Raw genomic sequence first — 15,138 nt, 5'->3', positions numbered from 1 at the left:
GCTAGGGCTCCATGTCGTCGTGGACGACGACGCGGGAGAGCTCGATGGTGCCGTCGGGGCACTTCCAGAAGTGCAGCCGCCGGGCGCTGGGCGTGTGGATCTGCATCGAGACGCGGTAGCAGACGGCGCCGTCGGTGCGGGACTGTGGCGCGGAGTTGCCCCCGGCAGAGGTACGCAGCTGGTGCAGCTCGCGGCCGGTCGACTGCTCCGCGAGGCCGGTGAGCACCTCCATGACCACGTCGGCGATCTTGTCGACGGCGATGCCTTCGAGCGCGTCGACGCTGTCGAGGAACCGCTCGCCGATCGCGTAGTCCGGCAGCGGGCGGGTCGGCTGTTCGCCGACCGGGATCCGGCGGGCCCAGGCGGCCTCGACCAGGTGACGGAAGCCGCGCTCGCGGTCGGCGAAGACGGGCAGGGCGACGTCGGGCGGGGCGGTGCGCTGCTTGGCGCGGCGCAGCTGGGAGCGCATCCTGGCCAGCTCGGCGTCGCGGGTCTCGACCTGCCGGGCCGCGCGCGCGAGGTCCTTGGCGAACTGCACACGCTCGTTGCGCAGCCCGGAGACCTGGTCGCGGAGCTCGGTCAGCTCGGCCTCGAGGTGGGCCTTCTCGGCCTTGATCGCGGTGACCTGCAGCGACATCGACTGCACCGCGGCCTTCTTGGCCGGCGCGTGCTCCTTGTCCGGCATCGGCGCGGGCTCGGGCGACGGCACAGGCGCCGGCCGGACCGCGCGGACCGGCTCGCCCTTGCGCCGCGGCATCATCGCGGGACTCGGGATCGCCGCCTTGGCCGGAGCCTCGGGGATGGGTTCGACAGCCGGCTCGACCGGCTCGACCGGGTCGACCACCGGAGCGACCTCAGCAGGTGCGGGCTCGGGATCGACATGCTCGACGACCGCAGGCGGCGGAGCATCCGGGTCGAGCCAGGGCGGGCCACCGGCGTACAGGGCGAGAGCCTCGCGGGCCGTGTCGTGCTCGCGGACCTCGCGCAGCGAGAGCCGCCACTTGGGTCCGGTGGCGACGACCCGCGCGAGCACGACCTCACCGGGCGTGAGGAGCGCCGAGAGGTCGTCGTCGGGGTCGCCGGTCACATCCGATCGGAAGAGCTCGACGGTGACGTCGGGATGCAGGCGCAGGTCGGCCGAGCCGGCCAGCACGGAGCGGACCTCGGCGGGGACGACGTCCCCGGCGGCGTACGTCTTCAATGCCTCCTCGGCGGTGGGACGGCTCTCCCGGATGTCGAGCCAGCGTGACTTCTTCTCGAGTACGCCGTCGACGTGCATCCCGGGGGCGAGGACGCGCTCGATCGGCACACCGGCCTGGGCGAGCTGGGGCGGGATCGAGGCCATGTCGCCACCAACGAGGTCGACCAGCGCACGCTCGCTCATGATCGAGCGCACCGTGCCGGCACGGCGCTCGCGGGTCGAGGCGGTGCGGGCGCTGTCGAAGAGGCCGGCCGCCGCGGCCATGTCGAGGGCGTCGTCGATGAGCTGCCCGGTGAGCTTGCGGCCCTCGGACTTGCTCCACGCGAACCGCAGCGGAGCCTGCAGCAGGTCGATGTTCCACGCCAGGCCGACCGGGTAGACCCGCCCGGCGCCGCCGTAGACCTGGGTGCCCGGCGTCATCTTGTTGGAGAAGGCCCAGGTGTGTCCGCCGGTCGTGACCAGGTAGAGGTCGGCGAGGTCGCCGATCTCGGCCGCGATCCGCTCGACGTCGGCGTAGGGCTCGGTATGTCCTGACGCAACCGTCACCACCACGGTCGGCTTCGTCCGGGAGTCGCCGTTGAGCAACGCCGCCAGCGCCTCGGCCTCGGACGTGTTCGTCACGCGTTTGATCGCAGACATGCCCCTCCTTTTACAAAAACGTACAGCGAACGGAAAGCGGACCTACGTCAACGACCCGGCCTTTGACGGAGCATTCGTCAGAGCCGATACCGGGGGCGGGTGTCAATGACGCGGCCGTGTCATATTTGCCTCGCCAACTTGTCTAGAGCCGTGACGCTTTTACGACATTGGCAGGTATCTGCCGCGCTCCAGCGCTCCGAATGACTGCGGCTGTAACAAATCGAGAGAACGCTTTCCCGTGGCAATAATCGATCCGTCCGCATTACCCGGGAATGTGCACGATCTCTGTTCGCGGGTTCTGCCGACGGTTTCCGCAAGGAGACCCACCTTGAGATATTCACGCCTCGGCCGATCGGCCGTAGCAGCCACAGGCATACTCGCCGCAGCGGCTGCGATGCTTGCCACCCCCGCATTCGCCGGCACCCCTACAGCCGACGACAAGGCCCCTGCGGCCAAGCTCACCTCCACCCTCGAGTCGAAGTTCGAGAAGTCGGACTCGACCGACTTCTGGCTCCGGTTCTCCGACAAGGCCAACCTCGGCCCGGCCTCCTCCATCGACGACTGGACCGAGCGTGGCCAGTACGTCGTCGACGCGCTCGAGAAGACGGCGAAGGCATCTCAGGCCGGCGCGGTCGCCGAGCTCGACGCCGCCAAGGTCAGCTACAAGACGTACGCGATCTCGAACGCGATCCTGGTGAAGGACGGCTCCGAGGACCTGGCGCTGAAGCTGGCCGCCGACCCGGAGATCAAGACCGTCCACGAGCGGGCCAAGCTCTCGCTCGTGGAGCCGGTCAAGGAGGAGACGGCCACCAAGGCGCCGCAGGGCATCGAGTGGGGCATCGACTTCATCAACGCTCCCGAGGCGTGGGAGCAGGGCGCGACCGGCGCCGGCATCGTGGTCTCCAGCGTCGACTCCGGCACCGACTACACCCACCCGGCACTGGTGAACCAGTACCGCGGCAACAACGGTGACGGCACCTTCACCCACGACTACAACTGGTACGACGCCTACGGCGACTGCTCCAGCGGTCCCTGCGACCTCGACGGCCACGGCACCCACACCATGGGCACCATGGTCGGCGACGACGGTGCCGGCAACCAGATCGGTGTCGCACCCGACGCCGAGTGGATCGAGACCAACGGCTGCTGCGGCACCGACGCGGGGCTGCTCGAGTCGGGCTGGTGGCTGCTGGAGCCGACCGACGCCGCCGGTGAGAACCCGGACGTCGCCAAGCGCCCGCACGTCATCAACAACTCCTGGGGCTGGAACGGCGTCGGCTACATCGACTCGTTCTTCGACGACGTGAACGCCGCCTGGAACGCAGCCGGCCAGTTCTCCTCGTGGGCCTCCGGCAACCCGGGCTCGATGTGCCAGGGGACGTCCTCCCCGGGCGCGAACGTGCTCACCTACTCGGTGGGCGCGGTCGACTCCTCCGGCGCGGTCGCCTCCTTCTCGGGCCGTGGTTCGGGCCAGAACGGCCTGGTCAAGCCCAACATCGCGGCACCGGGTGTGAACGTACGCTCCTCCCTCCCGGGTGGTTCGTACGGCAGCTACAACGGCACCTCGATGGCTGCCCCTCACCTCGCGGGAGCCGTCGCGGCGCTGTGGAGCTACAACCCGACCCTGATCGGTAACCTCGAGGAGACCCGCCGCCTGCTCAACGAGGCGGCGACCGACGTCGACGACACCACCTGCGGTGGCACCGCCGAGAACAACAACGTGTACGGCGAGGGCTACCTCGACCTGGCGCGCCTGATCGCCCTGGCTCCGGCCGAGGGCGGCACGGTCGCCGGCACCGTCACCAGCGGCGGCGAGCCGATCGAGGGCGCGACCGTCGAGCTCGACGGCGAGGCTCTCGACCGCACCCTCACGACCGACGCCGAGGGCCACTTCTCGGCCGGTGTCTTCGTCGGTGACTACGACCTGACCACCTCCGCCTTCGGCTTCGTGACCGAGACGGGGTCCGCGACGGTCACCCAGGACGCCACCACGACCGTCGACTTCGACCTCGCCGAGGCTCCGAAGCACACGGTCAGCGGCACGGTCACCAACGCCAGCACCAACGCCCCGATCGCCGGGGCCGAGGTCCAGCTCTCGCCGGGCAACCTGTCCGCGACCTCGGGCGCCGACGGGGCCTACTCGATCGCGGGTGTCCCGGAGGGGACGTACACGATCTTCACGGAGGGGTCCGGCTGTGCCGAGGCCACGAGCTCCGAGATCGAGGTCACGGGCGCCAAGACGCACCACGTGAAGGTGGTCTTCTCCTACGACGACTACGGCTACTTCTGCTCGGAGGGCTCGAGCGGCGTACGCTCCGGCACCACCGCGCTCGGGCTGGAAGGTGACGACGCGGCCGCCTCGGTGGACCTGCCGTTCAGCTTCCCGCTCTACGGCGGCAGCTACGCCAAGGCGTACGTCGCATCGAACGGTCACGTGAACTTCCTCGCGTCCAGCACGGCCTACGGCAACGGGGCGATCCCGTCCACGGCCGTGCCGAACGCGGCGATCTACCCGTTCTGGGACGACCTCGACGCCCGAGGTGAGGCCGACGTGTTCACCGCAGCGACGACGGTCGACGGCGTGGACGCGTTCGTCATCGAGTGGCGCGACGTCTACCCGCTGAACAGCTCGGACCTGCTCGACTTCTCGGTCACCCTCTTCGAGGACGGCCGGGTCGAGCTGGGCTACGGGGACCTGCCCGCCGGGGACCGGGCCCTGGGCGGCTCGGCCACGATCGGCATCGAGAACGCCACCGGCACGATCGGCACCCAGTTCTCGCTCAACACCGCCTCGTTGAGCGACAACAAGTCGATCACCTTCGACCTGGCCCCGATGGGCACGGTCTCCGGTGTCGTCAAGGACTACAACACCAAGGCAGGCATCGACGGCGCCGAGGTCACCCTGACCCCGACCGCCGGGGGGTCCGTCAAGACGATCGAGACCGGCGCCGACGGCTCCTACAGCGTCGACCTGGTGACCGGTAAGTACGGCGTGAGCTTCACCGCGCCCGACTACGAGCCGATCAGCCGCAACCTCACCGTCGCCGAGGACACCACGCTCACCTCCAACGCCCAGCTCAAGGCCGGCAGGCTCGCCGTCACCCAGACGGCGCTTAACGCCAACCTCGCGATGGGTGGCTCGGTCTCCCGCAACCTGAAGATCACCAACACCGGGTCCGCGCCCGCCGAGGTCGATCTGGGTGCCACCGGCGAGGAGGTCGTCATCCAGGGTGACAAGACCGCCTCGGCCGGTGTCACCAAGAGCGTCACCAAGAAGGCCACGACTGTCGAGACCAAGCCGGGCGCCGGCTCGAAGGCGTCGGGCCTGACCTCGTCGAAGTCGGGGAGCAAGCTCGGTTCGTCGGGGCAGCCCTCGGTGACCGCTCTCGCGCCGACTCCCGCGGGTGAGACGACCCTGTCCCACTCGAGCTCGCACGAGGTCGTGCAGGCCAGCTCGGTCGCGTGCCCCTCGGGGACCACGACGATCCTGCGCACCTACTCACCCGGTGACTTCGGAATCTCCGGCGGCTTCACGCCCACCAGCGTGAGCTTCGCGGTCCAGGAGTCCGCGAACGGGAGCACGCCGGTGACGGCGACGCTCTACACGTTGCCGGAGGGTGCGGCGTTCACCTTCGCCAATCTGACCCCGATCGGGTCGGGTACGACGACGGTGACCGGCGACTTCGGGGCGACCTACACGGTGCCGATCGCGGCGTCGGCGGAGATCGCGCCGGACGACATCCTGGTCGTCTCCGTCGCCGGTGGGGCGGTCTACTTCGGCGGCAACGCCGCCGCCGAGACGTCGCCGACCTACCTGGCCTCCGACGCCTGCGGTACGCCGGAGCCGACCGACGCCGCGGACCTCGGGTTCCCCGACTCCAACATCATCCTCGATGTGACCGGTGAGGCCGGTGGCGGCGGTGGTGTCGCGTGGCTGGACGTCCAGCCGCCGTCGTTCACCCTGGCACCGGGCAAGTCGGTCACCGCGATCGCCACGTTCGCTGCCACGGTCGACCAGCCGGGCACCTACACGGCCGACGTGGTCATCGGGAACAACACGCCCTACACCGTGGCGCCGGTCCCGGCGACCATGATCGTGAAGGCGCCCGCTGGCTGGGGCAAGATCACGGGCACGGTGACGGGCTCGGGTGAGGCGCTCGAGGGTGCTGTGGTGGCCCTCGACGGCGTGTCGTACGACGTGACGCTGCGGACTGATGCGGACGGCACCTACGGGTACTGGATGCAGAAGTCCAACGCGCCGCTCCAGGTGGTCGTCGCGGCCGACGGGTTCGTCCCGGCGACCAAGAAGGCGCAGATCGTGGCTGGTCAGACGACTGTCTACGACTTCGACCTGAAGCCGCTCGAATAGCTCGTCAGCGGGGCCCCGGGCACCAGCCGGTGTCCGGGGCCTTCGCGCCCCGCAATCCGGTCAAGTGTTCGGAACCGCTCTGGCGGACCTCGAATGTCGGTGCTGCGGTGTACGATCGCGGCGCTTGCGAGAACAACCCCCTAACCAGCCCCTATGCCTCATTCCTCCATGCCGGCCGTCGCCGAGATCCTGCGCCTGCGGGCTCCGTTGAGCCTGCAGGTCCTGCGCGCCGCTTTGAAGGGCAAACGGGTGCTGCTGACCGAGGAGGAGCTGCTCGGCGTGCTGAACTCGGGTGGCTTCGTCGAGGGGCCGCCGGGGCAGTGGAGCCTGGCTCCGGCCTCGACTCCGGCGCCCGCGCCGGCTCGGTTCAACCAGGCCTCGCTGGCTTCGCGCACGGGGGTCGAGGGTGACGTACTCCTGAAGGTGCTGGACGCGCTGGTGACCGACCACCCCGAGGTCAACTGGGGTGCGCTGCGGGACCGGCTCGAGTCGGGCGCCGATGTGGCGGTCTCCGACCGCACGCTCGGGCTGCTCGAAGAGGGCGTACGCCGCTTCGAGGTCGCCCGGCTGCGGGCAGAGAAGCAGCGGGCCGAGGAGCGTGCCCGGGAGGCGGAGCGGCGCCGCGAGCTGCAGCAGCTGGCCGAGAGCGAGGTCGCGATGCTGCGCGCCGAGCTCGACGACGAGCGGCGGCGGGCCCATGACGCGGCCCTCGAGCGGGACCGGCTGCGGCAGGAGGCCGAGAAGCTGGTGGCGCTGAAGGAGCAGGAGACCGCCTCGTGGGTCGCCACCGCCGCTGGCGGCTGGATGCTCGACCTCGGTGCGCCGGAGACCTTCGGCGAGGAGAAGCTCCGTCAGGCGCTCGGCCAGCTCGAGTCGGCGCTGGTCGTGCTCAACGTGAGCATCGGTTCGCGGGAGCTCGAGGCGGTCGTGGTGCATCCGGGTGGGGTCGCGGTCATCGAGCAGCACGACATCCCCTCGACCGCCGGCATGGTCGAGGTGCCTGCCTCGGGTGCAGCCTCCGTCGACGGCCGCCCGCTGGAGGTCGCCGATCCGCGGGCCGACGTGCTCGCCGCCGTACGCCTTCTCCAGAAGACCGCTTCCCTCGACCTCGCCTACCTGCCCGTGCTCGCCTTCCAGGGGCCCGCCGAGGCCGAGGGCGAGGACGTGCTCGTCTGCCTCACCGGTGAGGTCGACCTCGCCGTCGACGACATGCTCCACTCCCAGTCCGCGAGGGTCTCGGCCGACGACGCGGTCGCGCTGCTGGCGAAGCTCGGGGTCCCGGAGCTGCCGGAAGCGCCGACGGGGTTCTGAGCCCTCAGATCAGGCCGGCGGCGCGGGCCGCCTCGGCGTAGGCGGCGGCCAGGGTCGGGACGGTCTCGTGGGCGTTGAGGCCCGACGGGTTCGGTACGACCCAGAGCTCGGCGCCGGCCAGCGGCTCCGGCTGGAGGCCCTGCTTGGCCTTGGGGCGGTTGAACGCGGTCCGGTAGGCGGTGATCCCGGCGATCGCGACGACCGCCGGTTTCCGGCGTGCGACCAGGGAGAACAGCTCGGCGCCGCCCTCCTTGAGCTCGGCGTTGCCGAGCTCGGACGCCTTCGCGGTGGCGCGACGGACGATGTTGGTGAAGCCGATGCCCCGGTCCCGGAAGTAGTCGCGGTCCTCCGCCGTCATCCCCGCCGAGGCGTCGATCGGACGCGTGGTGATCCCGGCCCGGAAGATCGCCGGATAGAAGCGGTTGAGCGGGTGCGCGAAGTGGGTCTGCGTCGCTGCCGTCCACAGGCCGGGGTTGATGCCGACGAAGAGGAGGCGCAGGGGCTGGTCGTCTGCCGGAAGGAGGTCGGGGACCGAGGCGCCGTAGTAGGTCTGGAGCTCGGCCTGGGTGAAGCGGGCCACGGCGTGATCCTTCCATCTCAGTAACGACGTGCCGGCCGGGGGTGCAACAGCAGGGTGCCGTGGGGAGTATGTGAAATATGCACCCCACGCGTCTTCTCCCACTCGCAGTCGCTGCGACGGCGCTCCTGGTCTCCGCCTGCGGCACCACCGATGAAGCGACCGATCCGGGCTCGAGCCCGTCGGCCTCGCCTTCCGGAACCCCACTGTCCTCGACTGGTTCGGCGAAGCCGAAGCCGCAGCCCGAGCCGTCCCGACCGCCCAGCTCGGAGAAGCCCGTACGCGGCCTGGTCTCCGCCGGCGGCGCGGCCGAGGGCGACCTGGAGAAGACCGCGACGCCCCTCCCGGACGAGGCTGCGGTCAAGGCGTACGCGGCCACGCTGGGCACCTCGCTCCAGGCATCCTTCACCACCGAGGCGACGAGGTTGCTGGCGCACGTCCCGTCGGGCCAGCGGCTCTACGCCCAGACGGTCTACGACGGCTGCGAGGCTCCGGACCCGGCGACGATCACCGCCGGCACGACGGGCGATGACGTGGTCCTGAGCGTCGCCCCGCCGAAGAGCACCAAGATCCAGTGCCTGGTGGCCGAGCGATCGGTCGCGTTGCTGAGCACCGACCTGGCCGTCGGCTAACGTTCCCCGCGTGGGGGAGCCGTGGAACACCTTCGTCGAGGGCGACAACCTCGATGTTCTTCGGGCGCTCTCGGTGGCGGGGGAGAAGTTCGACCTGATCTACATCGACCCGCCCTACAACACCGGCAGCCTCTTCGCCTACCACGACGACCGGCGCGGTGAGGACGGTCGGCGGGCCGGTCGCCACGAGGCCTGGGTCGCGATGATGAGGCCCCGGCTACAGGCGGCGCGCACCGTGATGTCAGAGCGCGCGGCGATCTACGTCTCCATCGACGACAACGAGGCCGCCCACCTCAAGGTCCTGATGGACGAGGTCTTCGAGGAGCGCAACCAGCTCGCGCAGATCGTGGTCAACCTCAACCCCAAGGGCCGCCAGCTCGGCAACGGGTTCGCGACGTCCCACGAGTATCTGCTGGTCTACGCCAAGGACACCCGGGCCTGCGCGCTGGAGTCGAGCATCCCCGAGGCCGTCAACGAGCAGGACTTCCCGCTCGTCACCGACGACGGGCGCCACTACCGGCGGCTGCCGCTGCGCAACACCAACAAGAAGTTCAACCCGGCGACCGCCCGGACCCTCCACTTCCCGGTGTGGGGAGACCCGGACACCGGTCGTGTCGCGGTCGAGCCGTTCGCCGGCGGCCAGGAGATCTGGCCGGTCTTCGGCGACGGTCGCCCGGCGGTCTGGCGGTGGAGCGCCCCGCTGATCGCGGCCCGTCCCGACGACCTGATGTGCCGTCGCGTACGCGGGAAGCTGGGGGAGCGGGTCGACGTCTACCAGCGCGACTGGCTCTCCCGCGACGCCTCCGGTGAGGCGAGGCGCAAGAAGCTCACCACGATCTGGATGGCCGAGGAGATCGGCTCGACCGACTCTGCCGTCGCGGAACTGAAGTCGCTGGTGGGGCCGTTGTTCGAGTCGCCCAAGCCGACCGGCCTGATCCGGCGGATCCTGGCCACGATGCCGACCGACGCGAGGGTCCTCGACTTCTTCGCGGGCTCCGGCACCACCGGCCACGCGGTCGCGCTGGCCAACGTGGAGGACGGGGCGCGGCGTACGTGCTGGTCGGTCCAGATCGCCGAGACGACCCGGCCGGGGTCGAACGCGGCCAAGGCCGAGATGGCGTACGTCTCCGACGTCACCCGCGCGCGGCTGCGGGCCGTGGTCGCGGCCCACGGGAACGGCGGCGCGAAAGCGTTGGTCGAGCGCGACATCGGTGAACTTCTCGAAACATCTGGTAACCGGGTTACACAGGGCGCGTAAAACGCGGCATCGTCTGGGGCGACCGAACACCTCACCTCGGGAGACCCCCCCATGAAACTCCGTGGCCTGTTCATCCTCGCCTGCGGCGCACTCGTGCCGCTCACGATTCCGGCGGCAGCACACGCCGAGTCCTACTCCCAGCCGCTCTCGACCGCCATCGGTGACCTCTCGGTCGCGGCCGAGAACCGCACCGGCTACAGCCGTGACCTCTTCCAGCACTGGATCGACGCCGACGGCGACGGCTGCAGCACCCGCAACGAGGTGCTGATCGCGGAGGCCGAGGAGGCCCCCACGGTCGGCTCCAGCTGCTCGCTCTCGGGTGGCCGCTGGTACTCCTATTACGACGGCCTGTCCTGGACCGCCACCAGCGACATCGACATCGACCACATGGTCCCGCTCGCGGAGGCCTGGGACTCCGGCGCCCGCACCTGGACCTCGACCGAGCGCAAGAACTACGCCAACGACCTCGGCTACTACGGCTCCCTGGTCGGCGTCACCGACAACGAGAACCAGGAGAAGTCCGACGCCGACCCGGCCGAATGGATGCCCGACCTCCAGAAGTGCCGCTACCTGAAGGAGTACGTCTCGGTGAAGATCCGCTGGCGCCTCTCCGTCGACAACACCGAGAAGTCAGCCCTCACCAACCTCACCTCCGCCAACGGCTGCGGTAGCCAGGCCGTCTCGGTGACCCTCGCCCGCTGACCCTCTCCGCCGAGGCGTCACTCAGGTCGGCCGAGGCGTCACCTGCGTCGGCCGAGCGGGCACGGTGGTGCCCACTCGGCCAGCGGGGCTGACGTCTCGGGCGACGCGGGCGACGCCTCGGCAGGGCTTGGGACCGATAGGATCTCGGGCATGGCGTTCTCTGCCCCACGGGTCACACGTGACCAGGTGGAGTCCGACGTACGTCGCCGGCTGGCGCGGCTGAAGTCGAAGCGGTGGCACGTGCTGCAGGCCGCCGGGGCAGCCGGGGTGGCCTGGTTCATCGCGGCCACTCTGCTCGGCCACGCGCAACCCGTCTTCGCGCCGATCGCGGCGGTGGTCAGCCTCGGCACCTCCTACGGCCAGCGGCTGAGGAGGGTGACCGAGGTGACCATCGGGGTGGCGCTCGGCGTGTTCCTCGGCGACGTCGTGGTGCAGGTCATCGGCGACGGTGCCTGGCAGATGACCCTGGTGGTCGCGATGGCGATGGCCGTGGGGATCTTCATCTCCTCCGGCCAGGTCTTCCGCAACCAGGCCGCGGTGCAGTCCATCTTCGTGATGGGGCTGCTGCCGACGCCCGGCGCGGCGTTCACGCGCTGGACCGACGCGCTCATTGGCGGTGCGGTCGCGCTGGTGGCCGCCTCGATCGTGCCCGCCGCGCCGCTGCGGCGGCCTGGTGAGCAGGCGGCCGTGGTGGCCAAGAAGATCGCCTCGCTGCTGCGTGCCGCAGGTCAGGTGATGCTCGACGCGGACGCGGTCCACGGGCTCAAGGTCCTCGCCGACGCGCGTGCCACCGACCCGCTGATCCGCGAGCTGCAGGACGCCTCCGACGAGGGCATGTCGGTGCTGGCCATCTCGCCGTTCCGGTTCCGACATCGCAGCCACGTACATCGCATGGCCGAGCTCGTCGAGCCGCTCGACCGCGCCCTGCGGAGCACCCGGGTGCTGGTGCGGCGGGCGGCGGTTTCTGCCTACCGCGGTGATGTGGTGCCGGAGAGCTACTACCAGCTGGCCTTCGGGCTGGCCGACGCCGTCGACGTCGTCGAGGCCGAGCTCGCCGCGGGCCGCAGCCCGGACGGGCTGAGCCAAGAGGCCAGGTCGGTGCTGCTCGCGGTCGGCGAGCACTCGGCCCAGGTGGAGCGTACGGAATCGCTCAACGCCGAGGTCATCCTCGTCCAGATCAGGTCGATCATCGTGGACCTGCTCGGCGTCACCGGGATGGGACAGTTCGAGGCGACCGACGCCCTGCCGCCGCTGCCGTCGCGCTGAATGCTCACCGAGGTAACTCGGTGAACGCGAACTCCCCTCGCGGAACTCCACGAGGGAAGTGACGGCTGACCGAGTTACCTCGGTCAGCATCCGCGCTAGAGCGACCCGCGCAGGTCACGTACGACCGAGTCGACGACCGCGACCAGGTCGCCCTCGGTGGAGGCCGCGATGGCGCGTTGTCGCTGGTAGGAGGCGCCCTTGTGGATGATGTCGTGCACCCCGGCGAGCTCCTTCTCGCAGCCCAGGCGCGCGGCCACCGGCTCCAGGCGCACCAGCAGGTCGGCGAGGTCGTCGGTGACCAGCCGCTCCTCGGAGGCGTCGTTGAGGATGACGATCGCGTCCAGGCCGTAGCGGGCGGCGCGCCACTTGTTCTCCTGGACGTGCCACGGCGGCATCGTCGCCACCGGCTCCCCGGCCGCCACTCGGGAGTCCAGGTCGACACAGAGACAGTGCGCCAGGGCGGCGATCGCGGCCAGCTCCTGGATCGTGGAGACCCCGTCGCAGATCCGGTTCTCGATGGTGCCGATCCGGGGCGAAGGCCGGATGTCCCAGCGGATCTCGCTGATGTCCTCGATCACCCCGGTGACGGACTGGTCCGAGACGTACGCCTCGAACTCCTGCCACGTCGAGAACTGGAACGGCAGCCCGGCGGTCGGCAGCTGCTGGAACATCAGCGCCCGGTTGGAGGCGTAGCCGGTGTCCACCCCCGCCCAGATCGGTGACGAGGCCGACAGCGCCTGGAAGTGGGGGTAGTAGGTCAGCAGCCCGTTGAGCACCGGCAGCAGCCGGTCCCGCTCGGGCATCCCGACGTGCACGTGTACGCCCCAGATCAGCATCTGCCGGCCCCACCACTGGGTGCGGTTGATCAGCTCCTGGTAGCGATGCCCCGCGGACAGCTCCTGCGTTGTCCAGGACGCGAACGGATGGGTCCCGGCGCCGAAGAGATCCACGCCCAGATCGTCACCGGCACGGACCACGCCGGTGGTCGTCTCACGGATCTGGTCCATGGCCTCCTCGACCGTCCCACAGACCCCGGTGACGACCTCGACGGTGTTGCGCAGCAGCTCCTTGTGGATCCGGCCCGGGTGGGGAACCCGCGGCTTGGCCCGGGCGAAGAGATGGTCCGCGACGTTGACCAGATCCCGAGTCTCGCGATCGACGAGCGCGAGCTCCCACTCGACGCCGAGCGTCGGTCGGGGGGAGGGATGGAAGTCGATCCGCATGTATTGAGCGTTCCTTGCACAGGCCCGTTTGTCGAGCATCGCGAATGCCTGTCGTTCACCGGGCCGATGGCACCCTGTGACGGTGGACGCGCGTGAGGTGAACCTGACTCTGGACTTCTGCCTCCGCGTCGGTGAGCTGCTGATCTCGACCGGCGCCGGGGCCGCTGACGTGACCGCGACGATGAGGTCGCTCGCCCAACATCTGGGCCTTCGTGAGGCCGAGGTCGACGTCACGTACACCAGCCTCTCGATGAGCTATCAGGCCGATCCCGAGGCCATCCCGATCCACACCACCCGCCAGGTCAAGAACCGCACCATCGACTACGACCACCTGACCGCCGTCGACCACCTGGTCCGCCAGGTCGTACGCGACGAGGTGGACCTCCAGGGCGCCCGGATCGCGCTCGGTCGCATCATCTCCGGCGGCCACCGGCGGCCGCGCTGGGCGGTGACGCTCGGCATGGCGGTGATGGCGGCCGCGTTCACCGTCTACGTCGGTGGTGAGTTCCGCGTGGTCGTCCTCGCCTTCATCTCCGGCGCCGCGATCGACCAGCTGCAGCACTTCCTCCACCGGCGCTGGCGGCTGCCGCTCTTCTACCTGCAGGTCGCCGGCGCGGGTGTGGCGACACTGCTCGCGGTCGTCGCCGCGGCGCTGCCGCTGGACCTCGACGTCTCCACCTCGATCACCGCCAACATCACCGTGATGCTGGCCGGGATCAGCTTCATGGGTGCCCTCCAGGATGCCCTGACCGGGTTCCATGTCACCGCCAGCGCGCGGATCATGGAGGCGCTGGTCTCCACCGCCGGGATCATCGCCGGGGTCACCGGCGGTCTGGTCTTCGCGGGCGCGGTCGGGGTGCCGATCAGCGGTGCGGTGACGGGAAGCGTCACGTCGCTGCAGTCGATCACCCTCGCCACCGTTGGTGGTGCGGTGGGTGCTGCGGCCTTCGCCTACGCGGCGTACGCGCCCAAGCGGACGCTGGCTCCCATCGCGGTGATCGCCGGCGTCGCGGTGATCCTGTCGATCGTCGTGCCCGGCGACGTCGGGCGTACGTGGCGGGTGGCCGTGGCCGCCCTCTTCATCGGTCTGGTCGCCTACTCGGTCGCCACCCGGCTGAAGGTGCCACCGCTGGTCGTCGTGGTCTCCTCGGTGGTGCCGTTCCTGCCCGGCTACTCGATCTACCGGGGTCTGACGATGCTGGCCCAGGAGACGCCGACGACCACCTCGGTCGGCCTGGTCGCCCTCTTCACCGCGGCCTCGGTCGCGCTCGCTCTCGCCTCCGGCGTCTACCTGGGCGAATACATCGCCCAGCCACTCAGTCGCCGGTCGTGGCGGATCGAGACGCGCCTGTCCGGGCCGCGCCTCGTCGGTCCGCTGCGGAAGGACCGGGCCACCCCGGTGCCTGCCGCCGACATCGACTCATAGGCCGCTCAGCACCTCGAACCAGCGCTCGGGGGTCGTGTCGTACGGCGCCTGGCTCTCCTTGACCGCAAGGAAGACGCGCTCGGCGGAACCCTCGGTCATCGAGATGATCTCGGGCGGGTAGCCGTACTCGAGCTGGTGGTGCTCGAACTCGTCCTCGTCGTCGATGTAGACCGAGCCGTCGAACTTCTTGACCACGTCGAGGTCCAGGTCGATGCAGGTGACCGTCGAGTCCTGCCACACCGGCGGGGTGCACATGTCGACATATATCTGCGAGCTCACCCGGTCGTTCGGCCGGTTGAACGCCGGGAAGTGGGCTGCGTCGTGGTGGGGGACCAGACTGACCGACTCCCAGTCGGCGACCCAGCCATGACCCGGGCGGGCGAACTCGGTGCCGATCGGGTGACCGATCCACTCGCCGTGCTCGTCCTCACCGAGGTAGAGGCCCGTGAAGGACCAATGAGGCCGGCCACCCCATTTCGTGAACTCGACACGAACAGGGTGACCGGCCTCGAAGCGCATGGCGCTCAGTCTAGA

At 69.9% G+C, this 15,138-nt stretch carries 11 protein-coding genes; 7 read left to right on the top strand and 4 right to left on the bottom strand.

The annotated features are described in order from the left end of the window. Position 1: 1 nt before the first annotated feature. Positions 2–1,840, bottom strand: coding sequence for a hypothetical protein (locus OH802_RS00285; protein ID WP_406024025.1), 1,839 nt, complete (start codon positions 1,838–1,840; stop codon positions 2–4). Between the two features lie 394 nt (positions 1,841–2,234). On the opposite strand from OH802_RS00285, the gene OH802_RS00280 reads away from it, so the two are divergent. Together OH802_RS00280 and OH802_RS00275 are read left to right on the top strand one after the other, a co-directional pair. Next, positions 2,235–6,209 (top strand): carboxypeptidase regulatory-like domain-containing protein, encoded by a 3,975-nt coding sequence (locus OH802_RS00280; protein WP_406024023.1) that lies wholly within the window; start codon positions 2,235–2,237, stop codon positions 6,207–6,209. A 153-nt stretch (positions 6,210–6,362) separates the two neighbouring features. After that, positions 6,363–7,520, top strand: a complete 1,158-nt coding sequence (locus tag OH802_RS00275; protein ID WP_406024021.1) for a hypothetical protein — start codon at positions 6,363–6,365, stop codon at positions 7,518–7,520. Positions 7,521–7,524: 4 nt separating this feature from the next. Here the strand turns inward: OH802_RS00275 and OH802_RS00270 are convergent, their stop codons facing one another. Beyond that, positions 7,525–8,100, bottom strand: coding sequence for a mismatch-specific DNA-glycosylase (locus OH802_RS00270; protein WP_406024019.1), 576 nt, complete (start codon positions 8,098–8,100; stop codon positions 7,525–7,527). Between the two features lie 77 nt (positions 8,101–8,177). Here OH802_RS00270 and OH802_RS00265 point away from each other — a divergent pair, with 77 nt between their 5' ends. The 4 genes from OH802_RS00265 (at position 8,178) to OH802_RS00250 (ending at position 11,955) form a co-directional block, all read left to right on the top strand. Then, a complete protein-coding gene (locus tag OH802_RS00265; RefSeq protein ID WP_406024017.1) occupies positions 8,178–8,729 on the top strand; it encodes a hypothetical protein in 552 nt (183 codons plus the stop codon). Between the two features lie 10 nt (positions 8,730–8,739). After that, on the top strand, positions 8,740–9,987 hold the full coding sequence (locus OH802_RS00260; RefSeq protein WP_406024015.1) for a site-specific DNA-methyltransferase: 1,248 nt from the start codon (positions 8,740–8,742) through the stop codon (positions 9,985–9,987). A 51-nt stretch (positions 9,988–10,038) separates the two neighbouring features. After that, positions 10,039–10,689 carry an HNH endonuclease family protein gene (locus tag OH802_RS00255; RefSeq protein WP_406024013.1) on the top strand — a complete coding sequence of 217 codons (651 nt, stop codon included), beginning with the start codon at positions 10,039–10,041 and terminating at the stop codon, positions 10,687–10,689. 150 nt (positions 10,690–10,839) lie between these two features. Continuing rightward, a complete protein-coding gene (locus tag OH802_RS00250; RefSeq protein ID WP_406024011.1) occupies positions 10,840–11,955 on the top strand; it encodes an FUSC family protein in 1,116 nt (371 codons plus the stop codon). Positions 11,956–12,050: 95 nt separating this feature from the next. Here the strand turns inward: OH802_RS00250 and OH802_RS00245 are convergent, their stop codons facing one another. Then, a complete protein-coding gene (locus tag OH802_RS00245) occupies positions 12,051–13,178 on the bottom strand; it encodes a glutamate--cysteine ligase (RefSeq protein WP_406024009.1) in 1,128 nt (375 codons plus the stop codon). A gap of 82 nt (positions 13,179–13,260) precedes the next feature. Here OH802_RS00245 and OH802_RS00240 point away from each other — a divergent pair, with 82 nt between their 5' ends. After that, positions 13,261–14,604, top strand: coding sequence for a threonine/serine exporter ThrE family protein (locus OH802_RS00240; RefSeq protein ID WP_406024007.1), 1,344 nt, complete (start codon positions 13,261–13,263; stop codon positions 14,602–14,604). Here the strand turns inward: OH802_RS00240 and OH802_RS00235 are convergent. Continuing rightward, positions 14,599–15,123: a DUF402 domain-containing protein gene (locus OH802_RS00235; protein WP_406024005.1), complete on the bottom strand. Its 525-nt coding sequence runs from the start codon at positions 15,121–15,123 to the stop codon at positions 14,599–14,601. The genes OH802_RS00240 and OH802_RS00235 overlap by 6 nt on opposite strands. Positions 15,124–15,138: the final 15 nt, after the last annotated feature.

It is taken from the genome of Nocardioides sp. NBC_00850, assembly GCF_045207335.1.
In the GTDB taxonomy this organism is placed as follows: Bacteria; Actinomycetota; Actinomycetes; order Propionibacteriales; family Nocardioidaceae; genus Nocardioides.
This window is presented reverse-complemented; position numbering and strand designations above follow the sequence as displayed.

Bases quoted from the DNA above. Each gene is read 5' to 3' on its own strand.
- OH802_RS00285 (WP_406024025.1), bottom strand. From the start codon at position 1,840: ATGTCTGCGATCAAACGCGTGACGAACACGTCCGAGGCCGAGGCGCTG.
- OH802_RS00280 (WP_406024023.1), top strand. From the start codon at position 2,235: ATGCTTGCCACCCCCGCATTCGCCGGCACCCCTACAGCCGACGACAAG.
- OH802_RS00275 (WP_406024021.1), top strand. From the start codon at position 6,363: ATGCCTCATTCCTCCATGCCGGCCGTCGCCGAGATCCTGCGCCTGCGG.
- OH802_RS00265 (WP_406024017.1), top strand. From the start codon at position 8,178: ATGCACCCCACGCGTCTTCTCCCACTCGCAGTCGCTGCGACGGCGCTC.
- OH802_RS00255 (WP_406024013.1), top strand. From the start codon at position 10,039: ATGAAACTCCGTGGCCTGTTCATCCTCGCCTGCGGCGCACTCGTGCCG.
- OH802_RS00250 (WP_406024011.1), top strand. From the start codon at position 10,840: ATGGCGTTCTCTGCCCCACGGGTCACACGTGACCAGGTGGAGTCCGAC.
- OH802_RS00245 (WP_406024009.1), bottom strand. From the start codon at position 13,178: ATGCGGATCGACTTCCATCCCTCCCCCCGACCGACGCTCGGCGTCGAG.
- OH802_RS00235 (WP_406024005.1), bottom strand. From the start codon at position 15,123: ATGCGCTTCGAGGCCGGTCACCCTGTTCGTGTCGAGTTCACGAAATGG.